This is a genomic window from Siccirubricoccus sp. G192, assembly GCF_019084075.1.
In the GTDB taxonomy this organism is placed as follows: Bacteria; Pseudomonadota; Alphaproteobacteria; order Acetobacterales; family Acetobacteraceae; genus G192.
The window spans coordinates 4,636,634-4,662,483 of sequence record NZ_JAHREN010000001.1 but is presented as its reverse complement, the minus strand read 5'-3'; the positions used below and the strand labels follow the sequence as shown (position 1 = coordinate 4,662,483).

Below are 25,850 nucleotides of genomic sequence, written 5' to 3'. Positions count from 1 at the left end.
GCCAAGTCCACTTTTTCCATCCAAAGCGGTTGTTGGACAAGGCCATTGATATGAAGTCTGAATCGCCCTCTCCCTAAAACGGCGCCGGCGCCATCTCCCGCCACGGCGCCGCCCGCTCATAGCCAGCGGCGGCGCGGTAGAGCAGCGCCTCGGCGAAGGCGGGCGCCACCAGTTGCAGGCCCAGCGGCAGCCCCTCCGCGCGGCTGATGCCGCACATCACGCTGATCGCCGGATGGCCGGTGACATTGAAGGGGGTGCGGGCCTGGCGGGAATAGGTGCGGTCCACCTCCGCCGCGTCGTCGATGCGGCAGGCGGGGTCCATGGAACTGGCGGAGAGCAGCAGGTCCACTTCCGCGAAAGCCGCCTCCACCGCCGCGACCAACTGCGTGCGCCGGCGCTGCGCCTGCACGTAGTCGGCGCCGGAGACGAACATGCCGGGCAGCAGGCGCCGGCGCGTCAGATGTGCGTAGTCGCCGGGCCGCTCGCGCAGCCAGGTCTCATGCACCGCGGCCGCCTCGGCACCGAGGATGGCGCGGTTGACGGCGGCGAATTCGCCGAGCGGCGGCAGGGTGACGTCGCGGATCGTGGCGCCCTCCGCCGCCAGCAGCCGCGCCGCTGCCTCCAGCGCGGCGGCGACCTCCGGGCTGGCCGGCATGTCGGCCTCGTGGAAATGCCGGATGAAGCCGATCCTGAGCCCCTTGACGCCGCGATGCAGGTCGCGCGTGTAGTCCTCGGCTTCCCGCATGGCGCTTCCGGGGTCCTCCGCATCCGGCCCGGCCATCACGCCGAGCAGCAGCGCATTGTCGCGCACCGTGCGGGTCATCGGCCCGACATGGTCCAGGGTGAAGGCCAGCGGAAAGACGCCGCGGCGGGAGACCAGCCCATAGGTGGGTTTCAGCCCGACCAACCCGCAATGCGTGGCGGGGTGCCGCACCGAGCCGCCGGTATCGGTGCCGAGCGCCGCCGGCAGCATCCGCGCCGCCACCGCCGCGCCGGAGCCGGAGGAGGAGCCGCCGGGATGATGCGCCGGATTCCACGGGTTCCGCGCCGGCGGGAAGGGCAGGTCGAAACAGGGGCCGCCGATGGCGAATTCATGCGTCGCCAGCTTGCCCGGGAAGACCGCGCCCGCCTCGCGCAGCCGCGCCACCACCGCGGCATCCGCTTCCGCCACATGGTCGAGCCGCAGCCGCGAATGGCAGGTGCTGGGGTGGCCGGCAAGGTCGATGATGTCCTTCAGCCCGACCGGGATGCCGTGCAGGGCGGAACGCGGGCCGCCGCGCGCGATCTCCGCCTCCGCCGCGCGGGCCTCGGCCATCGCCTCCTGCTCCAGCAGGCGGATGAAGGCATTGAGGCGGGGCTCCAGCGCCGCGATCCGCGCCAGGCAATCGCTCAGCAGCTCGACCGGCGAGAGCCGCCGCGCGGCGATCAGCGCCGCGGCCTCGGCCAGCGGCAGCATGCAGGGCGCGGCGCTCATGGCCGGGCCGCCGGGGCGCGGTGGGCGGGGGTGGGTTCCACGGCCGGGTCGGCGGGGCGGGCGAAGCCGGTGCGCAGGCGGGCGGCCACGGCCACCGCCTCCTCGACATCCGCGCGGTGCCCGGCCCAGGCCCTGTCGAGGCCGGCGGCGCGGGCCAGCACCGCGGCCTGTTCATCCTGCGGGGTCACCGGTTGCGCCGCCATGCCCGAATCCTCCATCGTTGCGCCGCACTGTGCCAAAGCCGCGGCCGGCAGGGAACCGCCGCTGGCGGTGTGGCCTGGCGGAGATGCGGCGGCCGGATCGCGCCACGCGCGGCCACATTGCCGTGAGCACGTATTACGCGACGCATGGCAGAGGGCATCATTGCATGGCTGGGGCCGTGATCGCCCCGCCAAAGGAGATGCCCATGTTCCGCTCCAGCCTGATGCTTTGCACGAGTGCGCTGGCCCTTGGCCTGGTGACCACCCTCCCGGCCGATGCCGCCTCGCAGCGGCGCGGTTCCGCCCACCAGGGCCAGACCGCCCAGTCCAGCGAAACCGACCGGCTCAATGAGATGAGCCTGCAGCGGGCCCGCCAGGGCACCGATGCGCCCACGCCCGGCGCCGACACCACCTCCAACCTGAACCGCATGAGCGACCAGGACGCCCGGCAGGGCCGCGCCATGCCACAGCCCCCGATGCCCTACCGCTGAGGCGGGCCGGGGGGGCGGGACGGGCGAAGGCTGGTCCCGCCGCTCCGATTCCCCTGCCTCGGGGCGCGCTTTCCGCCGCCCGGCCCGGCTGCTATGCCTCGGCGCAGCCATGCCAGACCCCGATCCCGCTACCAGCGCCACCACCGATGCCAGCCCGGGCGCGCCCAGGCTGCCCCTGCGCGGCCTCAGGATCCTCGAACTCGGCCATTACATCGCCGCGCCCTTCGCCACCCGCCTGCTCGCCGATCTCGGCGCCGAGGTCATCAAGGTGGAGCCGCCGGAGGGCGACCCGGTGCGCGGCTGGGGCAGCCAGGTGGCGGGCAATGCCGTCTGGTTCAGCGTGCATGGCCGCAACAAGCTCTCCGTCACGCTCGACCTGAAAGCCGCGGAGGGGAAGGCACGGCTGCTCAAGCTGGCGGCGCGGGCGGATGCGCTGGTCGAGAATTTCCGCCCCGGCCAGTTGGAGCGGCTCGGCCTTGGCCCGGCGGCGCTGCACCAGGCGAATCCGCGGCTCGTCATCGCCCGGATTAGCGGCTATGGCCAGGACGGCCCCTATCGCGACAAGCCGGCCTTCGGCGCCATCGGCGAGGCGATGGGGGGGCTTGCGCCACCTCACCGCCAATCCCGGCCAGAGCGAGCACCCGCCGCCGCGCTGCGGGGTCTCCATCAGCGACGACCTGGCGGGGATGTATGCCGCCATGGCGGTGGCCGCCGCCTGTTGGGGCCGCGACCATCCCGGCGGCGACGGGCGGGGCCGGATCATCGATGTGGACCTGGTGTCGAGCGTCTTCAGCCTGATGGAGGGGATGCTGCCGGAATACGGGCTGTTTGGCCGCATCCGGCAGCCGGCCGGCGCCGCCATCCCGACCGCCGCGCCGACCAATACCTATCCCTGCGCCGACGGACGCTGGCTTTGCGTCGCCGGCAATTCCGACCTGATCTTCCGCCGGCTGATGACGGCGATCGGCCGGCCGGAATTGGCCGAGGAGCCGCGCTTCGCCAGCAATATCGCCCGCTGCGAGAATGTCGCCGAACTGGACGCCGCCATCGCCGCCTGGACCCGCACCCTGCCGGCGGCCGAGGCGGAGCGCATCCTGGAGGCGGCGGAGGTGCCGTGCTCGCGCCTCTACGACATCCGCGACTGCGCCGAGGACCCGCATTTCCAGGCCCGCGACCTGGTGATGCAGGTGCAGGACCCGCTGATCGGCCCCATCCTGCACCCCGCCGCGCCCTTCCGCATCGACGGCATCGCGCCGCGCGGGATGGTCCGCTGGACGGGCCCCGCCGCCGGGGCGCACAACGCGCAGGTGTTCAAGGAATTGCTGGGCGAGGAGACCGCGTCATGACCGAACGGGTGGAACTCAGCGAGGTGGCGCCGCGCGACGGGCTGCAATCCATCGCCGCATTCGTGCCGACCGAGACCAAGATCGCCATCGTCCGCGCCTGCTGGGAGGCCGGGCTCCGGCGCATGGAGATCGGCAGCTTCGTCTCGCCGCGCGCGGTGCCGCAGATGGCGGATACCGGCGCGGTGCTGAAGGCGGCGAAGCAGCTCGAAGGGCTGGAATGCACCGTGCTGGTGCCGAACCGCCGGGGCTTCGACCTGGCGGTGCAGGCCGGCGCCGACCGGCTCGGCCTCTTCATGTCGGTGACCGAGAGCCACAACAAGGCGAACCTCAACCGAACCCGCGAGGAGAGCTTCGCCGACCTCGCCGCCATCGTGCGGGACGCGCCGGCCGGCACGAAGATCCGCTTCAACCTCTCCTGCGTCTTCCACTGCCCCTTCGAGGGCGTGGTGCCGGAGGCCGAGGCGCTGGATTGGATCGAGCGCGTGGTGGCGCTCGACCCGGAGATGGAGATCGCGCTGGCCGATACCACCGGCAATGCCGCGCCGGACCAGGTGCGGCGCCTCTTCGAGGCGGCGCACCGCGCCTGGGGCAAGCGCTTCGCCTTCCATGGGCATGACACCTACGGCATGGGCGTCGCCAATGTGGTGGCGGCCTGGGAGGCCGGCTGCCGCATCTTCGACGCCGCCTCGGGCGGCATCGGCGGCTGCCCCTTCGCCCCCGGCGCCACCGGCAATGTGGCGATGGAGGATGTGGTCTGGATGTTCGGCCGCATGGGCGTGGAGACCGGCGTCGACTGGCCGAAGCTGCTGGTCGCCGCCGACCTCGCCGCGGCGGTGCCGGGCGCCACGCCGGGCGGGGCGATGCGGCGGGTCACGGCGGCGCGCCAAGCGGCCTGACGCGGCGGGCTGGCCCCGGGGGTGCTTCGGCCGGTCCCTGCTGCCTGCCGGTGGCGCAGGACGTCGCGGGCGACGTCCTGCCTTGCCGGGTTTTTCCTACCGGTTGCTGCGGCTGGCGGGCTTGGCCGGGGCAGCGCGGGCGGGGGCCGGCCGGGTCGGGGCCGCGGCCGGTGCGGCAGCAGCCGGCGCGGCGGTGGGCGTTGCCGCCGCGGTGCCGGGCTCCACCATCACCGCCACCTGCATGGCGGCATTGCCGGGCAGCATCCGCACCGCGAAGGCATCCGTGCCGGTGAAGCCGCGATCCGGGATGTAGTCCACCCGCGTCCGGTCGCCGACCGTGCGGACATGCACCCGGCCATGCTCCGGCCGGTTGGCGACGAGGCCGGCGGTATAGGGCCGCGGCCCCGGCTGGGCCAGGGTGATGCCGCACCAGCCGCCATCATTGCCCATCACCATCCTGGCCTCCGCCGGGCGATCCGCCGAGAGGTTCACCTGGTCCGGCACGGTGCAGAGCTTGGCGCCGCCCTGCAGGTCCACCGCATAGACCCGGGCGGTGGAGGCGGTCTGGGCCGGCCGGTCCTGGGCGCAGCCGGCCAGGGCCAGCAGCCCTGCCGCCAGTGCCAGGCTCGGCCGGGGCAGGCTGGCCATGATCCTGCTGCGGCTCATCGGCCACGTGCCCGCGTGGTGCGGGTGGGCGCCGCGGCCGGGGCGGCGGTCACGCCGTCGCAGGCCGCGAGGCTGGCCGGGAACAGGTCCTTGCCGGCGGCATAGGCGGGCAGTTCCGCCGCGCTCGGCAGGGCCATCACCTCATTGAAGAGGCCGGTGTTGCGCGGGCAGAAATCCGAGCCCAGCGCCTGCGCCTCGGTGGAGCGGGCATTGGCCAGGTTGGTGATGTAGGCATCGGTCGCCCGCTGGCCGGTGCGGCCCTTGGTGCGGACGAAGAATTGGCCGAAGGCGCGGCCATTCGCCGCCAATTGCGGCTGGTAGCGCTGGATGAAGGCGTTGTAGCGCTCCTCCAGGCGGCAGGTGGTGGCGACGACCATGAGTTCGGTCTTCAGCGCCTCGACCTCGAACACCGCCTGGTCCTGTTCCGTGCCGCAGCGCGTGGCGCTGAAGGCGGGCGATGTGAGCAGCAGGCTGGCTGCCAGCAGCATCGCGCCGCGCGCGCGCAACCGCGCCCCCGTCTTCTGCGGCCGCTGTTGCATTGGATGGGTCCTACCCATGGGTCCTCGCTTCCTGGCCAATTCCGATGTGGTCCGGCGAACCGGCGGCCGGTCCCGTGATGCCGCGGGGCCGGCCGTCTGCCGCCCCCCACGGACGGTCGCCGTGCCTCGGCCAATACGCAAGACCGGAGGCCACGGCAACACTCCTGTGACCTGTCGGGGGGCAATGTTTCGGTGCCGGCCTCATCGCGGCAGACGCGCGGGGAGGCGGAAGCGATTCCACTTCGGGGCGATAGGGTCTAGGATGGCCCGGGATCGGGGAATCCTGGGGGGGACATGCGCAGGGGGGGACATCCGATGGGGGGCGCTTCTCGCGCTGCTGCTGCTGGCGGCCTGCGGCACCTCGCGCCTGCCACCCGGCCGCGAGCCCGGCGGGCAGGCGGGAGGCTGGTCCTGCGTTCCCTATGCCCGGGCCCGCGCCGGGATCGAGCTGCGCGGCGATGCCTGGCAATGGTGGGAGGCCGCGGCCGGCCGCTACAGCCGCAGCCAGGCGCCGCGGGCCGGCAGCGTGCTGGTGCTGATGCGCAATTCCCGCCTGCCGCAAGGGCATGTGGCGGTGGTCTCGCGCGTGGTCTCGGCGCGGGAGATCCGGGTCGACCACGCCAATTGGGCCTCGGGCGCCGCCAAGGGACGGGTGGCGCGGGACCAGGCGGTGCGGGATGTCTCGCCGGGGAATGACTGGTCGCTGGTGCGGGTCTGGTATGCGCGGGTGAACGACTATGGCGCCACCAATTTCCCGAGCTACGGCTTCATCCATGCCGGCACGGTGACGGCGGCGCGGTAGCCGTGTGGCCCCGGGCCGGGGACTGCGGCGCTTTCCGCGGCCATCCCCCGCATATCCGCTTCCGACCGGGGTGGCGGCCCGCCGCTCAGCGTTCCAGCAGCACCTCCACCCGGCGATTCTTCTGCCGCCCCTCCGGGTTGTCGCGGCCATCCACGGTATTGGGCGCCACCGGCTCGCGCTCGCCGCGGCCCTCCACCTGCAGCGGCGGCAGGCCGCCGCCATTGCTGGCCAGCCACTGCTCCACCGCTTGGGCGCGGCGGCGGGAGAGGGCCTCGTTGTAGTCGTCCGTACCGATGCTGTCGGTATGGCCGATGATGCGCACCGCGCGCGGCCGCCGGTCGCGGATGATCTCGGCGACGCGGCCGAGCGCGGTCGCGGCATCCGGCCGCAGCTCGGACTTGTCGAAGTCGAAGAGCACGTCGTTCTGCACGGTGAGCTGGGTGCCGCGCGGGGTTTCCTGGATCACCACCACATTGGCGCCGCGCACATCCACGGCGCCGCCGCGCGGCACCGCCACGCCCGCGCCGGGCTGGGCGGGCTCCACCACCGCGCCGCGCGGCTCGGGCGGCGGCTGCGGGATGGTCACGGTGCCGGTCGCGCGCTCCTGCGCGGCAGCGGCGAGGGGAAGCAGCAGCGCCAAGGCCAAAGTAACGGCGGGGCTGGTGGCATGGCGGAGCGGGTGCGGCATCGGTGCGACCTTCCTGCGGGGCTGATCCATTGCGCGCACAACGCGGCACCGGCCGTTCCGTCCCTGTGGCGATGGCGCTGCTCGCGCCGGCTTGCACGGCAGCGCCGCTTTTCCGCCAAACTGGCGGCGTTGATTGGGGCGGTCGGAACCCTGGCCGGTTCCACGGAGGTTGATCCCCCATGCCCCGCCACCCCGCCGCCCTGGCCCTTGCCGCGCTGCTGCTGGCGCCGCAGCCGCTGCCGGCGCAGAAATTCGAGGGCGCCCCGTGGCAGGACCTGGGCGGCATCAAATCCGGTGCGCCCCCGCTTGCGCCGCACTTGGCCCGGCAGGCGCCCCCGGCCGCCATGGCCCCCGCCGCTCCCCTGCCGGCCGGGTTGCAGACCGAGCCGGAGGACCCGCCCGCCCGGGTCGGCCGCATCGCCCGCCTCTCCGGCACCGTCTCCTTCCGCCTGCCGGGCGAGGAGGAGTGGCAGCCGGCGCGGCTGAACGAGGCGGTGATCGCCGGCCATGGCCTCTGGACCGAACCCGGCGCGCGGGCGGCGCTGGAATTCGGCCGGAATCGCCTGGTCCTGGACGGCGGCACGGATCTCAGGATCACCACGCTCGATGAGCGCAGCCTGCGCGCCACCCTGCCGCGCGGCGCGGTCTTCCTGCGGCTGCGCGGCTTGGCGGAGGCGGCGGAGGTGGTGGAGATCGTCACCCCGCAGGCGGTGGTCGCCAGCGCGCTGGATGGCCGCATCCTGATCGAGGTCGGCAGTATCGGCGTCGGCGATCCGGGCGAGGCCGCCACCCGCGTCGCGGTCTTCGAGGGCTCGGCCGTGGTGCGGTTGGGCGGCGAGGAAATCCCGCTCGGCCCCGGCGAGGCGGTGCGCCTGGCGGAAGGCGCGGCGCCGGCACTGGAGCCGGCCGGCGCCGGCACCCCGCTGGTGGCCTGGGCCGCGACGCTGGAGGCGCGCCGGCCACCGCCACTGGCAGCGCGCGGCATGACTGGGGCGGAGGAACTCGGCTTCCATGGCCGCTGGGAAACCAGCCCGGACTACGGCGATGTCTGGTACCCGCAGGGCCTGCCGGCCGATTGGGTGCCCTATGGCGACGGGGCTTGGCGCTGGCAGGAGCCCTGGGGCTGGACCTGGGTGGATGCGGCGCCCTGGGGCTTCGCCACCTCGCATTACGGGCGCTGGGTGCGGCTCGGCCCGCGCTGGGGCTGGGCGCCCGCGCCGGTGCTGGCCGCCGGGCCGCGGCTGAGGCCGGTCTGGGCGCCGGCGCTGGTGGCCTTCCTCGGCGCCGCCCGGGGCCCCGGGGCGGGGCCCCCGGTCGGCTGGGTGCCGCTGGCGCCGCGCGAGCCCTGGTATCCCTGGTACCGCGCCTCGCCGGCCTATGTGGCAAGGGCCAACCTGTACCAGGTGCGCGACCTGCCGGCGGTGCGGCAAGGCTGGGCGGAGCGCGGTCGCGATGGCCCGCGGCGGGAGACGGTGGGGGAGGCGGCGGTGCCGCTGCCGGGCGCTCGGCTCGAGGCTTTCGCGAACCGGCGGGCGGCGACGTTGGTCCCGGCCGAGGCCATGCGCGACTCCCGCCTCATCCGGCGCGAGGCGCAGCGCCTGCCGCCGGAAGTCGGCGCTGCGGTGCTGGCGGGACCGCCCCTGCGGCCGGGCCCCGGCACGGCGGGAGTCACGCCGCGGATGGCGGAGCGGCTGGGACTGCGCCCGGAGGAGAGGCGCCCTGAAGGGCGCCGGCCCGAAGCCCCGCCTGGCCCCCCGCCCGCCAGCCATGCCGCCCTGCCGGAGGGACGGCGGGACCCCGGCCGCCCTGGCCCGGCAGCGGGCTGGGACCGCCCACCCGAGATGCGCGCCCCGGCCGAGGGCTTCGCCCGGCAGCAGCAGGAAATGCTGCTGCGCCGCCAGCAGGAGATGCAAGGCCGGCAACAGCAGGACATGCAGCAGCGCCAGCAATTCGACCAGATGCGCCGTCAGCAGGAGGCGCAGCAGCGGCAACAGGCGGACCAGATGCGACGGCAGCAGCAGGAGATGCAGCAGCGTCAGCAGTTCGACCAGATGCGCCGCCAGCAGGAGATGCAGCATCGGCAGCAGGCAGACCAAATGCGGCAGCGCCAGGAGATGCAGCAGCGCCAGCAATTCGACCAGATGCGCCGTCAGCAGGAGGCGCAGCAGCGGCAACAATCCGAACAGATGCGGCGGCAGCAGGACATGCAGGCCCGCCAGCATCAGGAAATGCAGCAGCGCCAGCAGGCGGCGCAGGCCCGCCAGCATCAGGAAATGCAGCAGCGCCAGCAGGCGGCGCAGGCCCAACGGCAGCAGGAACGCGGGCAGCGCCAGCACGACCGCCAGCGGTGATGCCGCGGGCCGGCGCACCTCCTCCGGCACCGGCCGATCCAGGCTTCAGGCCATGCCGGTTTCGGGCGCGGGCCGCCTCGGAGGCTGCCCGATTCAGCCCGCAGTGGTCATGCTCCATGCCTGCCGCGGGGAGGGCGATCACGCCTTTGGAGCCGTCCGAGGCGCCGGAGGGCACAAACGCGCCGAGCGACGCGGCGCCAGGCAAGCCGGAGGCTCGCGCATCATGCCGGGGCCGTATCTGCGGCGCGTCATGCCGCAGGCTTATCGCCCCGGCTCGCGGGATGCATCGAGCCGGTCGCTTGTGAGCATATTGACTGCGGCAAGTCTGCAAGTCCGGCCGGAAAACGCTTCAGCGCTCCGGCAGCCAGACCTCCAGCGTGCCCGGCTGCGGCAGCGGCTCATAGGCCCGGAAGTCCTGGATCGCCCAGCCGCGGCCCAGCCGTCCGGCCAGCCGGGCCGCCGTCGGCGCATCCTCGGCATGGAAGTAGCGGACCACCCGTTGCGAGGGCGCCGCCGCGACCGTCCGCACATCCGCAACCTCGAAGCCGGCCTCCCGCACTTGCGCGGCCATGGTGGCGGCGGCCTCGGTGGCGGCGGGGCCGGGGCGGTGATGCAGCACGATCCGTGGCTGGGCGGAGGTGGCGGCCGGTTCGGCCCGGGGCAGCCGCAGCACCGTGGGCGGCGCACCCAGTTGCGCCTGTGCCGGCGCTGGCGGGGCCGCCTCGCGGCGGGTGGCGCGCGCGGCCAGGTCCCGTTGCAGCGCGGCGAGCTGCGCCTCGGCCGCCAGGCGAGCCGCTGTCGCGGCCTCCAGCCGGGCCTGCTCCTCCATGCGGGCCCGCCGCAGCGCCTCGGTCTCGGTACGGAGGGTGGCATCCTGGGCCGGTGGCGCCGAATCCGGCGGTCCCATCGAGACGCCGGCCTGTGGCGTCCCGGCGCCCAGCGTGGCGTCGGGCGGCACGATGCCGGGCACCGACCCGGGCCGCAGGCTCAGCCCGAGCACCAGCCCGACGGCCAGGCTGGCCAATACCAGCCCGGACCTGGCCAGCAACCGGCGGCCGGAGCGGCGCGGCGGACGCAACAACGAGGCGGGGGGAGGACGGCTCAACACGACATGACCGGAAAAGGGACTCGAACCAGTGGAAACGCAATGCGGCGCCGCACGGCTGCACCGGCGGCGCATAAACCACGGATGGGGGCGGGGCGCGACCCCGCACCGCAATTCAGAAGGCGCTTATCAGCAGGAACCGGCCGGCGCGGACCGGTCAGTGCGTCTCTTCGCCCTCGGTCCTAGGCTGCCCGGCCTGGCTTTGCGCGGCCAGGGCGCGGGCCATCTGGCTCAGCGCCTCCTGGTGCTTCTCGTTGTCGATCATCGCGAAGTTGCGCGCGAGTTCCAGGCACATGCGCTGCCGCGGCGAGGCTTCCGCCGGCTCGGCCGCCGCCACCAGCCCCTCGAAGAAGAAGGAGACGGGCACGCCGAGAACCTGTGCGATCTCGAACAGCCGGCCGGCGGAGATGCGGTTCAACCCGCGCTCGTACTTATGCGCCTGCTGATAGGTCACGCCGATCATGCGCGCGAGTTGCTGCTGCGACAGTCCCATCATCACGCGCCGTTCGCGGATCCTGGAGCCGACATGCCGGTCCGCCGCATTCGCTCGCTGGCCCGGCTTGGCCGGCATATCGGTGTCGCGCCGTGCTTCGGTCTGGGTGGTCGTTACCATGCCGGTACCCTTCAGTCCCAATGTGTCTCTTACCGGGGGAATGCCGGACTACCCGAGAGGTTCCACCATAGCGCGCATGACAAACTCGTGATGGAATACGGCGAGGCGGAAATCAGCCGCGGCGCGAGGAATTCTCCTGGCTCTGCCGCAACTCCGCGAGTTGCCGCTTCAGCGATTCAACTTCGGACTTCAGCGCCTCGACAGTCTGCGGCTGCGCCGGATCATTGGGACGGAAGGGCGCGAAGAGGCTCATGGCACGTTCCAGCATCGCCATGTTCTGCTTGCCCATCTCCTCCAGGCTGCCGAAGGCGCCGGGGAAGGGCATCAGCCCGCCGATGCCCATGGTCTGCTCCATGGAGCGGCGCATCTGGTCCTGCTGCCGGGCGAATCCGGCCATCGCAGATTCCCAGGTAGCGCGGCAGCACCGTCTGCAGGCTGTCGCCATAGAAGCCGATGAGCTGGCGGAGGAATTTCTCGGGCAGCAGGCTGCGCCCCTTGGATTCCTCCTCGACGATGATCTGGGTCAGCACGGAACGGGTGATGTCCTCGCCCGATTTCGCGTCATAGACCACGAAATCCCGGCCAAGGCGGACCATGCCGGCCAGATCCTCAAGCGTGACATAGGTGGAGGCTTCGGTGTTGTAGAGGCGCCGGTTCGCGTATTTCTTCACGACCACCGGCGCGGCCGAGGCCTCGGTCCCCGGTTCGGCCCCCGGTTTGGCTTGGGCGTTGCTTTCGGCCATGCTGGGCGAGTCCGTCACTGCTGCTGTCGCGTCCAGCCTAGCATGCCGCCGGGGCCGCCACGAAAGCCGCTTTTTGCGCCGCACCAAAGCCGTGTTCCCGCCACCCGGACGGGGGTATGGTCGATGCGGATTCCGGGAGACCCGTTGGGGGTGACATGGACGGGCCGAAGGACAGTGGATGCGACCTCGACCAGTTGGCGGAGGACTGGATCGCCCTGTGGCAGAACGAGTTGACCGGCCTGGCCGAGGACCCGGAATGGGCCGGGCCGTGGCGCCAGGCCCTGGCCATGGGCGCGGCCTGGCTGCGCGCCGCGCAAAGCGCTGCCCCCTGGCCCCCCGCCGGCATGGCCGGCTGGCCGGGCGGCGGGCATGACCCGGCCACTCCTGGGGGACGATCCGGCGAACCGGCAGGCCAGCGGCATCCCGCACAGCCGCCGCGGCCCGCGCCCGCTGCCGCTGCATCTGGGGCTGGCGGCACTGCGGGGCTGGACGGCGCTGGCCTCGCCGATGCCGCCCGGCCTGGACCCGGCCCCGACCTTGCCCCCGACCTTGCATTCGACCCTGGCCGGCTCGCCGCCCGGCTGGCCGAGCTGGAAGGGCGGCTGGCCGCGCTCGAAGCCGGGGCAGCGGGAGGCGGCGCGGATCGCGGCCGGCCTCGCCGCCGGCGGCCACCGGCCTGAGGCCTTCCGCGCCGCCGTCCTGCGCGCCCTGCTGCGTCAGGACGCGGCGCTGCTGGCCGGCATCCTGGCCTATCGCCGCCACCCCTGGCGCCGCGACCTGCCGGAGCCGCCGGTGCTCTGGGCCGAGGGCGGCAGCCGGCTGCTGGACTACGCCCCGGGCCGTGGCGGCACCACGCTGCTCTTCGTGCCCTCCCTCATCAACCGGGCCACGGTGCTGGACCTGCTGCCGGAAGCCTCCATGCTGCGCTTCCTGGCGGCGCAGCCCGGGCTGCGGCCGCTGCTGCTGGACTGGGGCACGCCGGCCGGGGCGGAGCGCGGCTTCACCCTTACGGACTACATCGCCGGCCGGCTGGAACGCGCCCTCGCCGCTGCCGCCGCGCGTGGCCCGGTGGTGCTGGTGGGCTATTGCATGGGCGGGCTGCTCTCGCTCGCCGTGGTGCTGCGCCGGCCCGATCATGTCCGCGCCCTGGCGCTGCTCGCCACCCCCTGGGACTTCTGGGCGGAGGGCGAGACGCGGCCGCGGGCGCTCGCCGGGCTGCTGCCGGGGCTGGAGCCGCTGCTGGAGGCCACGGGGACCCTGCCGGTCGATGCCATCCAGATGCTCTTCGCTGGGCTCGACCCCTTTGCCATCGCCGCCAAATTCCGCGCCTTCGCCCGGCTGGACCCGGAGGCGCCGCTGGCCCGCCGCTTCGTGGCGCTGGAGGACTGGCTGAACGACGGCGTGCCGCTCGCCGCCCCAGTGGCGCGGGAAGGCCTGGCCGGCTGGTACGGGGCCAATACCCCGGCCCGCGGCGCTTGGCGCGTGGCCGGCGAGGTGGTGGACCCGGCGCGGCTCGACCTTCCGGCCTTCCTGGCGGTGCCCTCCCGCGACCGCATCGTGCCGCCGGCCTCGGCCACGGCGCTGGCGGGGCGGTTGCGGCGCGCCACTGTGCATCCCACTTCCGCGGGGCATATCGGCATGGTGGCCGGTGGCGGGGCCAAGGCCGCGCTCTGGCGGCCGTTCCTGGCCTGGGTCAGGGCGCTGGAGGCCGGCACGCTTGTCGGCCAGGGCGCCACGGGTCCAGACTGCACCGCAGCAATTGAGGGTGGGAGAACCCAGTCATGACCGAGATCGTCATCGCCTCCGCGGCCCGCACCCCGGTGGGCAGCTTCAACGGCGCCTTCGCCGGGCTTTCCGCGCATGCGCTCGGCACCGTCGCCATCAAGGCCGCCATGGAGCGCGCCGGGGTGAAGCCGGAGGAGGTGGACGAGGTCATCATGGGCCAGATCCTCACCGCCGGCGCCGGGCAGAACCCGGCCCGCCAAGCCGCCATGGCGGCCGGCATCCCGGCGGAGCGCACCGCCTTCGGCATCAACCAGCTCTGCGGCTCGGGCCTGCGCGCCGTGGCGCTGGCGGCGCAGCAGATCGCCACCGGCGATGCCGCCATCGTGGTGGCCGGCGGCCAGGAGAGCATGACCCAGGCGCCGCATGCCGCGCAGCTCCGCGCCGGGCAGAAGATGGGCGACCTGGCCCTGGTCGACACCATGATAAAGGACGGGCTCTGGGACGCCTTCCACGGCTACCACATGGGCAATACCGCCGAGAACGTGGCGCAGAAATACCAACTGACGCGCGAGGAGCAGGACCGCTTCGCCGCCGCCAGCCAGCGCAAGGCCGGCGAGGCGATGAAGGCCGGCCGCTTCAAGGACGAGATCGTCCCGGTGACGGTGAAGACCCGCAAGGGCGAGGTGGTCGTCGAGAACGACGAATACCCGAAGCCCGAGACCACCTTCGAGGTGCTGCAGAAGCTGCGCGCCGCCTTCAGCAAGGACGGCACCGTCACCGCCGGCAATGCCAGCGGCATCAATGACGGCGCTGCGGTGGCGGTGGTGATGAGCGCCGAGGAAGCCCGCAAGCGTGGCATCACGCCGATGGCGCGGATCGTGAGCTGGGCGACGGCCGGCGTCGATCCCGCCATCATGGGCACCGGGCCGATCCCGGCCAGCCGCAAGGCGCTGCAGAAGGCGGGCTGGGACATCGGCACGCTCGACCTGATCGAGGCGAACGAGGCTTTCGCGGCGCAGGCCTGCGCGGTGAACAAGGACCTCGGCTGGGACCCGGACCGGGTGAACGTGAATGGCGGCGCCATCGCGCTCGGCCATCCGATCGGCGCCAGCGGCGCGCGGGTGCTGAACACGCTGCTGTTTGAGATGCAGCGGCGCGGGGTGAAGCGCGGCCTGGCGACGCTCTGCATCGGCGGCGGCATGGGCGTGGCGATGTGTGTCGAACGCTGAGCGTTCGCGGAGAGGTTGCGCGGGCGCAGTAGCGAGCGCACCCGCCGGGCTTGAGGCGCCGGCACGTTTCGGCGCCTCAGGCGAGGTCCAGGCAGCGCGGCAGCCGCTTGCGGCCGCCGGCGACCCGCAGCACGCGGTGGCAGGTCGCCACCAGTTCCGGGCTCGGCAGTGAATCCGCGAAGCGGAACAGGATGCGATGCAGGATTCCGGACAAATCCGGGTCTGGCAGCATCCAAAGCGGGGCCGGCAGGCCATTGAGCAGCCCGAGCCGGCGGGCCAGCCTGATCCCCATCAGCCCGAGTGGCCGGGGCTGTGGCGCGCTGAAGCGGCCCGGCGGATGGTGCGGAAGCCGGGGGCACCCGTCGCACAAAGCGTCTTCCACTCGCCCCGGTTGGCGGAGGGCGCTCCAGCCTTGGCGCTTCCGAGCATCCTCACCCACCCAGACGCTCCGCCGCTTCCGCGATGCGGCTCCGTCCGCGGCGGGCCGGAGGCAGGCCAGGTCACCCCGCGTGCTGCTTCACCCAAGCCACATATCGGTCCATCCAGTTCTGCAGAAATCCCCGGCTGGCGGGGCCGATGCCTCCCGCCTCGTCGAACAGCCCCTCCTTCGCATGGACGAAGGCTTCGGGCTGGCCGAGCGTCGGCACGTCCAGGTAGGCGAGGATGTTGCGCAGGTGCTGCTGGGCGAGGGCCGTGCCGATGACGCCGATCGAGCACCCGATGACGCCAGCCGGCTTGCCCTGCCAGGCATTCTGGCCATAGGGGCGCGAAGCATGGTCGATGGCGTTCTTCAGCACGCCGGGGACCGAACGGTTGTATTCCGGCGTGACGAACAGAAGCCCCTTCGCCGCCGCGACCTTGCCCTTGAGGCGCTTGACGGGTTCCGCCTGGTTCGCGTCGTCGTCCTGGTTGTAGAGCGGCAGGTCGCCGATCTCCAGTTGCTCGAAGGAGAACTCCGGCGGCGCCAGCCTGACGATCGCATCGGCCAGCTTGCGGTTGAAGGACTCGCGCCGGAGGCTGCCTACGACAACGGCAATCCCGTATTGGCTCATGCCGATCTCCCATCCTGAAAGCGATCAGACCCCGCATCATAACCCCCGCAGGCCGCATGGTTCCGCGCAAGTCATGGAACAGCCGCAGACAGGGAAGCCCAGGCCAGGCCGCATCGGCATCTCCGCCCCGGGGCGGCCCGGGTTCGCCTGCGCGCCGCCTGCCGGCAACCATCGGCTCAAGCGCGCGTTTGCCGGGATGGTTGCGCCAAGCAATCGAAAATTACAGCGGGTCCATCTGGCCCAGATCGGCAGGCATGGCATCGGCATCGCGCAGCTTCGGTGAGATCGCAACTCGGGTCGCCCATGCGACCGGGCGGCCGCTGACCTTCGCCCTCTGTGTCCTGGTGGTGGTGGTCTGGGCCGTCTCGGGGCCCTTCTTCGGCTTCTCCGATACCTGGCAACTGGTCATCAATACCGGCACCACCATCGTGACCTTCCTGATGGTCTTCCTGATCCAGAACACGCAGAACCGCGATGGCGCCGCCATCCAGGCCAAGCTCGACGAGCTGATCCGCACCAGCGCCGCGCAGAACGCCTTCATCGGCATCGAGCGCCTGACCGAGGAGGAGCTCGACGAGATCCGCGAGAAATGCGAATCCCGCGCCCGGGCCGCGGCCGCCGCCGATGAGGCCGAGGGTGCTGCGAACCGGAAAGCTGCGAGGGCGGCGGAGCGCGCCACGGGGTAGAGTGGGTCGCGGACGAAGGTGGACGTCCGGGAGGGTGGAGCCGCTTGTGTCGAACACCACTCCGATGACCTTGGCTGTCGAGCGTGCAGGGTCGCCTGACCACCAACACCACGGCCCATGGAAAGGTGCGGCCTGCATGCCGCGCCCCCTGACCGTTTCAAGGTTGCATCCAGCGACCAGTGGCACGGCAACAAATCGGAAGGCGCAGATGACCTGACCTCGTAGAAGCGGTCCGCCGGTAATGTAGTCCGGCGGCTGCTCAGAGTCTGTCCGGGATCATTTGCTGGCCTGACATAATCTTCGAAGCATGATGCGGACCGAGGCCCAGCGCAGGAAGGCGAGCGCGGAGCGGTTCAGGCATTCCCAATCCTTGGCCAATCGTCGGCACCGGTTGAGCCAACCGATGGTGCGCTCGACGATCCAGCGCTTCGGCAGCACGACGACTTTGTGGAGGTCGGAACGCTTGACGATCTCCAGGTTCACCTGACCGCAAACGGCACGCAACCCGGCCTGGAACTTGGGACCCTGGTAGCCGCTGTCGGCGCAGAGCTTCAGCAGGAACGGGTAGAGGCCGAACAGCGCCCCCCAGGAGCAGCACGCCGCCATCGCGGTCCTGGATGTCGGCGGCGTGGATGATGGGCTGCATCAGCAGGCCCTGGGTGTTGACCAGGACGTGGCGCTTCTTGCCCTTGATCTTCTTGCCCGCGTCGTAGCCCGACGGGTCGACGCAGGTCCCCCCTTTTCTGCCCCTTTGACGCTCTGGCTGTCGATGATCGCTGCCGTCGGACTGGCCTCGCGTCCTGCCTGCTCGCGGCACAGCACGTAAAGCGCGTGGTGGATGCGATCGAGCGTCTGGTCCGCGTCCCAGCGCCGCAGGTAGTCGTTCACCGTGCTGCGCGGCGGCAGGTCCTTCGGCAGCGCCGCCCACTGACAGCCGGTGCTCAGGATGTACATGACCCCGTTGACCACCGCGCGCTCAGCGATCGTTCGCTTGTTGCCACCGCGCTTCGCCGACGGGATCAGGGGGGGGCGATGATCGACCACTCCTCATCCGTCACGCCGCTCGGCTAGCGCAGCTTGCTGCGGTCGTACTGCGGCCGGTTCTCGGGCGTCCACATGAACGCCTTTCCCGCCTGTCACCCAAACCCGCCACTCACAACCGATTCAGATAACTCACCTTGTTCCCGGACTGATGCAGTGGACGGCCCCTGCTTCACGGCATCGATGTGCCAAAATCGCGGTCGTCGAATGAACGCCACGGACAGGCGCTCAGCGGGCTGGTGGCGGAGTTGGAAGCGCTGGGCAATCGGGTAGGGGCGATCGAGGCGGCGATCCTGGCTTGGCACAAAGACAACGAGGCCAGCCGTCGGCTTGCTATCATCTCCGGCGTTGGACCGATCACCGCCTCAGCGATCGTGGCATCCATCACCGATCCCACCCAGTTCCGTTCCGCCCGACATCTCGCCGCCTGGATAGGGTTGGTGCAAAAGCAGAGCTCCAGCGGTGGCAAGGAACGGCAGGGTGGCATCTCCAAGCAAGGAGACCGCACTCTGCGTCGGCAGGCCGAACACATGACCGCACCCGACCGCGGCGCCACAACGTCACATCGCCCTTGCGTCGGAGGGGTCATCCACACAGGACACTCAGGGATCCCGATATTCCGGTCCTGGCGCCAAGCTAGGGCCAAGTGGCGCCCCCAGCCCGGGGCGGTCGCACGATGAGCAGGGCCCCCGCCTTTCAACTCGATCCCATCGCCGCCTTCACCCGTGCTGGCCTGTAGGGCGCCCCGCGTAGGCGTACACCAGTGGCATCGAACACCGCGTTGGAGATCGCTGCCGGAATGACAGCACCTGAGGGTTCACCGGCACCCCAGGGCGCTTCCTGCGGCCGGTCGATCAGCTCGATCACCACCTCCGGCACGTCCGGGAAGGTGATGATTGGATAGCTCGCCCAGTCGAGGCTGGTGACCATGGAACGGTCGAAGGCCAACTCCTCTATCAGGGTGCGGCTCACGACCTGGACGACATTGCCCTCGATCTGGTTGCGCAAACCGTCCGGATTGATGACTTGGCCGCAGTCATGCACCACGAAGAAGCGCGGCACGCGGATCCGGCCGCTGTCGCGGTCGACCTCGACCTCGGCAACCGCGCCGACATAGGTGCGGTTCATCTCATACTTCACATAGCTGAGCCCACGCCCGCGGACGGTCCCGCCGCCAGCATCCCGCCGCGGCGAAGGGCGCCGCTCCCATCGGGCCAGGGTCGCCAGCCGCTGTAGCAGTTCCTCACCGCGCGGGTCCTTCAGGTGCCTCAGGCGGAAGTCCAGCGGATCGGCACCTGCCGCCGCCGCCAGCTCGTCCATGAAGGCTTCGTTGGCATAGGTGTTCTGCAGTCGCCCCGGCGTTCGGATCCAAGAGGGCTTGAAGGGCGTCTCCGCCAGCCGACGGCAGACGGTGCGGATATTGGGGATGGTGTAGGGGATCTCCGAGTTCCGGATGATGTTGCCCGGCGACATGGCGGTCTCGTGCGGCAGCGCAGCCAGCTCGGCCGCAACCAGCGCCACATTGCCGCCAGCGCCCTCCGGGATGAAGAACTCCGATTCCCAGGCAACCACCGCACCCTTCTCGTCCAGCGCCGCGCGCAGGTCGACCAGTGTCGGCGGCCCCTTCGGGTCCCAGCCATGCTCATCCTGCCGCGACCATTGCACGCGCACCGGCTGGCCATCCACCGCGCGGGAGAGCAGCGCAGCGTCTGCCGCCGCGTCCTCATGCCCGTTGCGACCGTAGCAGCCGGAGCCCTCGACATAGATGCAGCGCACATCCTCGGCCGGCATGGACAGCATGGCGGCAAGCTGCTTGCGCAGATTATGGGTCGCCTGCGATGCGCTCCAGCAGGTCAGCTTCCCGTCCCGGATTTCAGCGATAGCGCAAGAGGGGCCGATGGAGCCATGCGTTTGGATCGGAAATTCATAGGTGGCGGAGAGCCGCTTTGCCCCTTGGGACTGCGCCTCCTGCGGGTTGCCGACGTTGCTGGTCACGTCGTCCTTGGTAACCCGTGTGTTGCGGACATGCTCCCACAGCTTGGCCTGTTCGGGCAGGCCATGCCATTCCGACCATCTGGCCTTGAGCGATCGGGCGGCCTTGATCGCGGCCCATTCGCTGCGGGCGACGACACCAAGGAAATTGCCCTCGCGCACTACCTTGACCAAGCCGGGGATGTCCCGCACCGAGTTCTCGTCCACGTCCTGGAGCGTCGCGCCGAGCGCCGGCGGCCGCACCACGCGCCCCTGCAGCATGCCATCCAGCCGGACATCCTGCATGTAGGTGAAGCGGCCCGTGCATTTGTCCGGAATGTCGAGGCGGGGCACCGGCTGGCCGACGATGCGGAAGGCAGCTGGTTCCTTTGTCGTCACATCCTTGTCGACTTTCAGCGTGAAGTCCTGGCCGCCGATCAGATCGCCGTAGCCGATGCCGTTGCCGCCCGATTTCGGCCGCACCACTCCGGCCTCGACGCTGAGATCGCCAGCCGGCACGCCGAGCCTGCGCGAAGCGAGGTCCAGCAGATGCTTCCGTGCTGTCGCTGCCGCCTGTCGGATCTGGACCCCGCCATTCTGGATAGAGAGGCTGCCATAGCTCGGCCCCTGATCCGGGGTCAGTGCGGTATCACCCTGGATGACCGTCACATGGTCAAGCGGAACGTCGAGCTCCTCCGCGGCCATCTGGGTCAGCGCAGTGCGCACTCCTGTCCCCAGATCGACCTTGCCGGAATACACCGTGGCGCGCCCATCCGCGCCAATCGCCACGAACCCATCCACCTCGTCGGTGGCGACAGTCTTTGGCCGCGCTACGGGGGCCCGAGCAAGGGCCGATGGCAAGGATTCGGCCAGGGCGAAACCGACAATGAGCGAACCACCGGTCCTCAGGAACGTGCGGCGGGTTGTGTCCACGAACATGTCATGCCCCCCCCTGCTCAGATATTCGCGGCCGCGCGTTTTACCGCGCGGAGGATGCGGACATGGGTGCCGCAGCGGCAGAGATTGTTGGCCAGCGCCTGTCGGATCTCGGCCTCGCTTGGGTTGCGGTTCGCCGCCAAGAGCGCGGCGGGCTGCATGATCATGCCGTTGATACAATAGCCGCACTGCACCGCCTGCTCGTCCATGAATGCCTTCTGCACCGGATGCGGCTGCTCGGAGGAGCCAAGCCCTTCGAGCGTGACCACCTGCTGGCCGGGCGAGAGCGTGGAGAGCGGCGTTACGCAGGAGCGGACCGCCTTGCCATCCACATGGACGGTGCAGGCGCCGCACTGGCCGAGGCCGCAACCGAAGCGCGGGCCATGCAGACCGAGATTGTCTCGGAGCGCATAGAGCAGTGGCATGTCGGGGTCATCGACCTCGACCATGGTCGTCCGCCCGTTGACATGGATGGACACAGGTTTTGACATTTGTTCCTCTGGCGCTTCGGGGGACGTAGTCCAGACTCCCAGCGCAACCCGTGGCGGTTTGCGGGCTGCCCAATTTGACAGTCTGCATAGCCGCCCCGGGAAAAGGGGCGCCCAGGGAGCCAGCCTGATCTGCCTGTGTTACGCAGGCAAACCCGATTTATTGGCACTTGAGCGCAGAATTTCTGCTGGATAAGCCAGAATAGGCGTGGCCCCCAATCGATGCTGCAGGAAATATGCACTCAACGGCCAATAAATCTGGTTTGCCTGTTTGATTCCAGCGGACCAAGCTGACCCCCAGGCACCCCTTTACGTGGAGCGGCACGGCGCGACAGTGGAGGAGCGGGAATTGGGCGATGTCCGGCCAGACGAGCTTGCTCAGCCGCATGACAGGGTCGCGGGCGTGGCGCGCTGAAGCGCCGGGCGAGGCTCGCGGAGGCGAAGCTGCAACTGCCGCTCCCGGCGGGACGATGCTGCTGCGCCGCGGCGGCTCTGGCCGCTCCTGGTGCCCGATTGCCGGCCATCTCGCTTCTGCGCGCCGCGCCGGGGAACGGGTGCCGGCACCTGAGCCTGCAGAAGCACGGCAATGGTCAGTTCGGCCGGACATCCTGCAGGTCCCGGGAGTGCTCCGCCGCGCCCCGAAGCAAGTCCGCCGGACCTGTTGGCCAGCCATGGCCTGGGCGGCGGCCCTGCCCTGGGAACATCCCCGGACGCGATGCATCGAAGCTGTTGCGGACCGTCACCGGCGGCACCGCAAACATGAAGGAGGCTTCCATGGGTGGAGACCACGCGACAGCGGACAGCCCGGACCTGACCGGGGGCGTGGCCCTCTCCGAACTGCCCGATGGGGGCATGCTCGCCGGCCATGTCGGCGAGGAGGCCGTGCTGCTGGCGCGCCGCGGCGAGGAAGTCTTCGCCATCGGCGCCAGCTGCACCCATTACGGTGGTCCGCTCGCGGAGGGCCTGCTGGTGGACGAGACGGTGCGTTGCCCCTGGCACCACGCCTGCTTCAGCCTGCGGACCGGCGAGGCGCTGCGGGCGCCGGCCTTCGACCCCGTCCCGTGCTGGCGCGTGGAGCAGCGCGACGGCAGGCTCTTCGTGCGCGAAAAGCTTGCGCCGCCTGCCCGCCGCCCCGCATCCGCGCAGCCCGCGGCAGGCGTAGAGCCCGGGCGGATCGTCATCGTCGGCGGCGGTGCGGCCGGCTTCGCCGCGGCCGAGATGCTGCGGCGCGAGGGCTATGCGGGGAGCCTCACGCTGCTCAGCGCGGAGGATGCCGCGCCCTACGACCGGCCGAACCTCTCCAAGGACTACCTCGCGGGCACTGCGTCGGAGGACTGGATCCCACTCCGCCCCGAAAGCTTCTACGCGGAGCAGGCGATCGACCTGCGCCTGGGCGCGACGGTGGCCGGGATCGACCCCGCGGGGCGGCGCGTCGTGCTCGCGGGCAGCGGCGGGGAGCTTCCGTTCGACCGCCTCCTGTTGGCCACCGGCGCCGAACCCGTGCGACCGCCGATCCCCGGCGCCGACGGGCCGCAGGTGCGCATGCTGCGCTCCCTGCGGGACAGCCGCGCCCTGATCGAGGCGGCGAAGGCGGCGCAGCGCGCGGTGCTGATCGGGGCCGGCTTCATCGGGCTGGAGGTCGCGGCCTCGCTCCGGGCGCGCGGACTCGTGGTGCATGTCGTCGCGCCTGAACGCCTGCCGCTTGAGCGCGTGCTCGGCCCTGAACTCGGTGCTCTGGTGCGCCGGCTCCATGAGGAGCAGGGCGTGGTCTTCCACCTGGAGGAGGGGGTCGCGGCGATCGAGCCGGGCCGGGTGCGCCTCAAGGGCGGCGGGAGCCTCGACGCCGAACTGGTGGTCCTCGGCACCGGCGTCCGGCCGCGGACGGAACTCGCCGAGCGCGCCGGGCTCGCGGTGGACCATGGCGTTCTGGTGGACGAGTACCTGGAGACGAGCGCGCCGGGAATCTTCGCCGCCGGCGACATCGCCCGATGGCCCGATCCGCATACCGGCGAGCGGCTCCGCATCGAGCACTGGGTGGTGGCGGAACGCCAGGGCCAGACGGCGGCGCTGAACATGCTCGGCGGCGGCGGGCGCGCGCGCTTCACCGCAGCGCCGTTCTTCTGGAGCCGGCACTACGACACCTCGATCGGCTATGTCGGGCATGCGCAGCGATGGGACGCGACCGAGATCGAGGGCGACATCGGCGCAAGGGACGCCGTGGTGCGCTACCGGCAGGGGGGGCAAGCTCCTCGCGGTCGCGACGGTCGGACGTGACATCGAGAGCCTCCGGGCGGAGGCGGCCATGGAGCGCGACGGCATCGGGGCCGGGGCCGCGACGCCACCCCAATGACGCTGCAGCACCGCAACCAGGCGCCATGGCGGACCGCCCACGATGTTCCGGCGGTCCTCGTCAGCGCCTTGTTCGCGGAAGATCGCTGTACACCACGAGAAGGAGACATGACATGTTGCGCAGCGCCCTGGCGGCCACGGCCGCCCTCTGCCTGATGGCCATCCCGGCGAAGGCCGCCGAACCCGACCACGCGCCACCGCCCGCGCCCTACCAGAAGGTCAGCGAGCTTGTTCGGCTGCCCGATTTCCTGCCCGGGATGGGCCAACTCTTCGTCGACCCGAAGACGCTCCCGGCGGGCCCGTTCCTTGCCTACGACCACAATGGCCGGCTTGTCAGCACCATCTACATGATCCCGCTCAGCGAGATGAACGAGCACAAGAGGCTCAATGATCTTGCCGCCCCCGGGGGGCGGGTCGACCATGTCGACATGTACTACAACGCGGGCCATCCGGGTGTTGAGGTGCCCCACTACCATGTCGTGCTCTGGCATGTGTCGAAGGCCGACGAGGCCTCCGTCGCGCGGTGAGATGATGTTGACGCGGCGGCATTTCACCGGGGCCAGCGGCCTGCTGCTCGCTGGTCTCGGCATCCGGCGACCCAGGGCCGAGGCCGGTGTGGTCGAGATCCGCATGCGCAGCGACGAGGACGGCGGGCATGTCGGCTTTGACCCGATTGGCCTCCTTCTGCAGCCGGGCCAGACTGTCCGATGGCGGTGCGAGGCGAACTACCACACAACCACCGCCTATCATCCTGCCAATGGCGGCCGATCGCTCCGCATCCCGCGTGGTGCGAGGCCCTGGGCATCTGACGTGCTGCTGCCGGGAGAGACCTTCCAGGTCACCTTCACCGCGGAGGGTGTCTATGATTACCTTTGCGAACCGCACGAGCAGGCGGGCATGGTGGGCCGCCTGATCGTCGGCAAGCCCACCGGGCCCGGCAGCATGCCATTCGATTGGTTCAAGGGCAGCGCGGAGAGCAGCGACTGGCTCGAAGTGCCACCGGGGGCACGTTCCGCCTTGCCCTCGGTCGCGGACATCATGGACCGGAAGGTCGTCCCGGCGATGGGCTTCTGACTTCATCGGGAGCCCGACGCAGGGTCGGGGCACGCGTCGTCCGGGATGGCGAGGGCGTGCTGCGCCCACCCTGCATGTCGCCCTTTTCGGCGTATCGGCTGCAGCGCCCTTCGTTGGCCATCTCCTCCGGACCTTTGGAGGCCTCGCAGATGAACACCCCGGCGGCACCACCCCGGCCTGCCTCCTACGACAAGAATGTCGCGCTCGTGCTGCAGGGCGGCGGTGCCCTCGGCAGTTACCAGGCCGGCGTCTACGAGGCGCTCTCGACCTCCGACTACCTGCCGGACTGGATCGCCGGAATCTCCATCGGAGCCCTGAATGCCGCGATCATCGCCGGCAATGCCCCGGAACGGCGTGTCGACCGGCTGCGGCAATTCTGGGATGGCATCACCGCCCCGCCCCTGTGCTGGCCGCCTTGGCTCGACGATGCGCCTGGCACCGGCTGGGGTGACCACCGGCAGGCTGCCGCCGCCGCCGCGCTGCTGTTCGGCCAGCCCGGCTTCTTCCTGCCCCGGCCGCCAGCCGAATGGCTCTTCGGCACCGCGCCGACCAGCCTCTACGACACCACCGCGCTGAAGGGCACGCTGGAAGCCCTGGTCGATTTCGACCGGATCAACGCCCGCGAGATCCGCTTCAGTGTCGGCGCGGTGAATGTCCGCACCGGCGATTTCGCCTATTTCGACAATGCCGAAATCGCCATCCGGCCGGAACATGTCATGGCGAGCAGCGCCTTGCCGCCCGGTTTCCCGGCGATCGAGATCGACGGCGAGCACTATTGGGACGGCGGCCTCGTCTCCAATACGCCGCTGCAATACGTGCTGACCTATGTGCCGCGCCGCAGCCGCCTGATCTTCCAGGTGGACCTCTTCCCTGCGCGCGGCCCGCTGCCCACCACGCTCATCGACGCATACGAGCGGGAGAAGGACATCCGCTATTCCAGCCGCACCCGCGTCACCACCGACACGCTGCGCCAGGTGCACGACGTGCGGCACAACATCAACACGCTCTGGGACAAGCTGCCGGAGGCGCTGCGGGCCACGCCGGCAGCGCAATTCCTGTACGCGTTCGGCTGCGTCACCACCATGGATATCGTCGAGTTGATTGACCGGCCAAGGGAGATCCAGGGCTATGCCAAGGACTATGAATTCAGCCGGCGCACCATGGAAGCGCGCTGGGCGCGCGGGCGGGCGGATGCTGAAGCGGCGCTGCGTGCTTCACCCTGGCTCGCGCCCATGCCGCCCGAACTCGGCGCTCGCACCTTCGAATTGGCCGAAGCGGGGCGGACCGCCGCCGCCGACCCGGCATGACCGGACAAGATGGCGGATGGGTTCGTGAGTAGGTTCCGCATGGTCACCACCAGGGGCAGTTGAAGATGATCGGAAACC

Annotated in this window: 23 protein-coding genes and 4 pseudogenes; 13 read left to right on the top strand and 14 right to left on the bottom strand. The window is 70.9% G+C overall.

The features are described 5' to 3' along the window. Positions 1-73: 73 nt before the first annotated feature. A complete protein-coding gene (locus KSF81_RS22555) occupies positions 74-1,474 on the bottom strand; it encodes an amidase (protein WP_217380867.1) in 1,401 nt (466 codons plus the stop codon). Beyond that, on the bottom strand, positions 1,471-1,677 hold the full coding sequence (locus KSF81_RS22550) for a hypothetical protein (RefSeq protein ID WP_217380866.1): 207 nt from the start codon (positions 1,675-1,677) through the stop codon (positions 1,471-1,473). The genes KSF81_RS22555 and KSF81_RS22550 overlap by 4 nt, the downstream gene beginning before the upstream one ends. Positions 1,678-1,880: 203 nt before the next feature. On the opposite strand from KSF81_RS22550, the gene KSF81_RS22545 reads away from it, so the two are divergent. From KSF81_RS22545 to KSF81_RS22535, 3 genes and pseudogenes are all read left to right on the top strand, one after another. Further along, positions 1,881-2,165 (top strand): hypothetical protein, encoded by a 285-nt coding sequence (locus KSF81_RS22545; RefSeq protein ID WP_217380865.1) that lies wholly within the window; start codon positions 1,881-1,883, stop codon positions 2,163-2,165. A 109-nt stretch (positions 2,166-2,274) separates the two neighbouring features. Next, positions 2,275-3,511, top strand: a pseudogene (locus KSF81_RS32420) (CaiB/BaiF CoA transferase family protein). Then, on the top strand, positions 3,508-4,407 hold the full coding sequence (locus tag KSF81_RS22535; protein WP_217380864.1) for a hydroxymethylglutaryl-CoA lyase: 900 nt from the start codon (positions 3,508-3,510) through the stop codon (positions 4,405-4,407). The pseudogene KSF81_RS32420 and the gene KSF81_RS22535 overlap by 4 nt, the downstream one beginning before the upstream one ends. Positions 4,408-4,503: 96 nt before the next feature. Here the strand turns inward: KSF81_RS22535 and KSF81_RS22530 are convergent, their stop codons facing one another. Together KSF81_RS22530 and KSF81_RS22525 are read right to left on the bottom strand one after the other, a co-directional pair. Beyond that, complete coding sequence (locus KSF81_RS22530) at positions 4,504-5,073, bottom strand: hypothetical protein (RefSeq protein ID WP_217380863.1); 570 nt, start codon at positions 5,071-5,073, stop codon at positions 4,504-4,506. After that, on the bottom strand, positions 5,070-5,612 hold the full coding sequence (locus KSF81_RS22525; protein WP_217380862.1) for a hypothetical protein: 543 nt from the start codon (positions 5,610-5,612) through the stop codon (positions 5,070-5,072). The genes KSF81_RS22530 and KSF81_RS22525 overlap by 4 nt, the downstream gene beginning before the upstream one ends. A gap of 262 nt (positions 5,613-5,874) precedes the next feature. Between KSF81_RS22525 and KSF81_RS22520 the strand changes: the two genes are divergently transcribed. After that, positions 5,875-6,414 carry a CHAP domain-containing protein gene (locus KSF81_RS22520; protein WP_217380861.1) on the top strand — a complete coding sequence of 180 codons (540 nt, stop codon included), beginning with the start codon at positions 5,875-5,877 and terminating at the stop codon, positions 6,412-6,414. Positions 6,415-6,499: 85 nt separating this feature from the next. Here the strand turns inward: KSF81_RS22520 and KSF81_RS22515 are convergent, their stop codons facing one another. After that, complete coding sequence (locus tag KSF81_RS22515; protein WP_217380860.1) at positions 6,500-7,102, bottom strand: OmpA family protein; 603 nt, start codon at positions 7,100-7,102, stop codon at positions 6,500-6,502. Positions 7,103-7,281: 179 nt separating this feature from the next. On the opposite strand from KSF81_RS22515, the gene KSF81_RS22510 reads away from it, so the two are divergent. Then, on the top strand, positions 7,282-9,453 hold the full coding sequence (locus KSF81_RS22510) for a DUF6600 domain-containing protein (protein WP_217380859.1): 2,172 nt from the start codon (positions 7,282-7,284) through the stop codon (positions 9,451-9,453). A 349-nt stretch (positions 9,454-9,802) separates the two neighbouring features. Here the strand turns inward: KSF81_RS22510 and KSF81_RS22505 are convergent, their stop codons facing one another. From KSF81_RS22505 to phaR, 3 genes and pseudogenes are all read right to left on the bottom strand, one after another. Continuing rightward, positions 9,803-10,558 carry a hypothetical protein gene (locus KSF81_RS22505; RefSeq protein WP_217380858.1) on the bottom strand — a complete coding sequence of 252 codons (756 nt, stop codon included), beginning with the start codon at positions 10,556-10,558 and terminating at the stop codon, positions 9,803-9,805. Between the two features lie 157 nt (positions 10,559-10,715). After that, on the bottom strand, positions 10,716-11,171 hold the full coding sequence (locus KSF81_RS22500; RefSeq protein ID WP_375293346.1) for a helix-turn-helix domain-containing protein: 456 nt from the start codon (positions 11,169-11,171) through the stop codon (positions 10,716-10,718). Between the two features lie 112 nt (positions 11,172-11,283). After that, a pseudogene (gene phaR / locus KSF81_RS22495) lies at positions 11,284-11,914 on the bottom strand (polyhydroxyalkanoate synthesis repressor PhaR). 369 nt (positions 11,915-12,283) lie between these two features. Between phaR and KSF81_RS22490 the strand changes: the two are divergent. Further along, positions 12,284-13,699 carry an alpha/beta fold hydrolase gene (locus tag KSF81_RS22490; RefSeq protein ID WP_217380857.1) on the top strand — a complete coding sequence of 472 codons (1,416 nt, stop codon included), beginning with the start codon at positions 12,284-12,286 and terminating at the stop codon, positions 13,697-13,699. Continuing rightward, a complete protein-coding gene (locus tag KSF81_RS22485; RefSeq protein ID WP_217380856.1) occupies positions 13,696-14,868 on the top strand; it encodes an acetyl-CoA C-acetyltransferase in 1,173 nt (390 codons plus the stop codon). Before KSF81_RS22490 ends, KSF81_RS22485 begins: the two co-directional genes overlap by 4 nt. Positions 14,869-14,944: 76 nt before the next feature. Here the strand turns inward: KSF81_RS22485 and KSF81_RS22480 are convergent, their stop codons facing one another. Continuing rightward, entirely contained in the window at positions 14,945-15,160 is a 216-nt protein-coding gene (locus KSF81_RS22480) for a hypothetical protein (protein WP_217380855.1), read from the bottom strand. Between the two features lie 208 nt (positions 15,161-15,368). Next, a complete protein-coding gene (locus tag KSF81_RS22475; RefSeq protein WP_217380854.1) occupies positions 15,369-15,920 on the bottom strand; it encodes an NADPH-dependent FMN reductase in 552 nt (183 codons plus the stop codon). 254 nt (positions 15,921-16,174) lie between these two features. Between KSF81_RS22475 and KSF81_RS22470 the strand changes: the two genes are divergently transcribed. Next, the gene (locus KSF81_RS22470; protein WP_217380853.1) at positions 16,175-16,606 is read left to right on the top strand and encodes a low affinity iron permease family protein; all 432 of its coding nucleotides are present in this window, start codon (positions 16,175-16,177) and stop codon (positions 16,604-16,606) included. 276 nt (positions 16,607-16,882) lie between these two features. On the opposite strand, the pseudogene KSF81_RS22465 reads toward KSF81_RS22470, so the two are convergent. Together KSF81_RS22465 and KSF81_RS30375 are read right to left on the bottom strand one after the other, a co-directional pair. Continuing rightward, positions 16,883-17,664, bottom strand: a pseudogene (locus KSF81_RS22465) (IS5 family transposase). Positions 17,665-17,819: 155 nt separating this feature from the next. Beyond that, entirely contained in the window at positions 17,820-18,032 is a 213-nt protein-coding gene (locus KSF81_RS30375) for a hypothetical protein (RefSeq protein WP_254454295.1), read from the bottom strand. Here KSF81_RS30375 and KSF81_RS30370 point away from each other — a divergent pair. Further along, positions 17,938-18,165 (top strand): annotated as a pseudogene (locus KSF81_RS30370) (transposase); the annotation flags it as partial. The gene KSF81_RS30375 and the pseudogene KSF81_RS30370 sit on opposite strands and share 95 nt — an antisense overlap. Before the next feature lie 178 nt (positions 18,166-18,343). Here the strand turns inward: KSF81_RS30370 and KSF81_RS22455 are convergent. Together KSF81_RS22455 and KSF81_RS22450 are read right to left on the bottom strand one after the other, a co-directional pair. Further along, complete coding sequence (locus KSF81_RS22455; RefSeq protein WP_217381820.1) at positions 18,344-20,557, bottom strand: molybdopterin cofactor-binding domain-containing protein; 2,214 nt, start codon at positions 20,555-20,557, stop codon at positions 18,344-18,346. A 17-nt stretch (positions 20,558-20,574) separates the two neighbouring features. After that, the gene (locus tag KSF81_RS22450; protein WP_217380851.1) at positions 20,575-21,045 is read right to left on the bottom strand and encodes a (2Fe-2S)-binding protein; all 471 of its coding nucleotides are present in this window, start codon (positions 21,043-21,045) and stop codon (positions 20,575-20,577) included. A 771-nt stretch (positions 21,046-21,816) separates the two neighbouring features. On the opposite strand from KSF81_RS22450, the gene KSF81_RS22445 reads away from it, so the two are divergent. The 4 genes from KSF81_RS22445 (at position 21,817) to KSF81_RS22430 (ending at position 25,772) form a co-directional block, all read left to right on the top strand. Continuing rightward, on the top strand, positions 21,817-23,316 hold the full coding sequence (locus KSF81_RS22445) for an FAD-dependent oxidoreductase (RefSeq protein ID WP_217380850.1): 1,500 nt from the start codon (positions 21,817-21,819) through the stop codon (positions 23,314-23,316). A 188-nt stretch (positions 23,317-23,504) separates the two neighbouring features. Next, entirely contained in the window at positions 23,505-23,918 is a 414-nt protein-coding gene (locus tag KSF81_RS22440) for a DUF5602 domain-containing protein (RefSeq protein ID WP_217380849.1), read from the top strand. 1 nt (position 23,919) lies between these two features. Further along, entirely contained in the window at positions 23,920-24,465 is a 546-nt protein-coding gene (locus KSF81_RS22435) for a plastocyanin/azurin family copper-binding protein (RefSeq protein WP_217380848.1), read from the top strand. A gap of 149 nt (positions 24,466-24,614) precedes the next feature. Then, positions 24,615-25,772, top strand: coding sequence for a patatin-like phospholipase family protein (locus KSF81_RS22430; RefSeq protein ID WP_254453696.1), 1,158 nt, complete (start codon positions 24,615-24,617; stop codon positions 25,770-25,772). Positions 25,773-25,850: the final 78 nt, after the last annotated feature.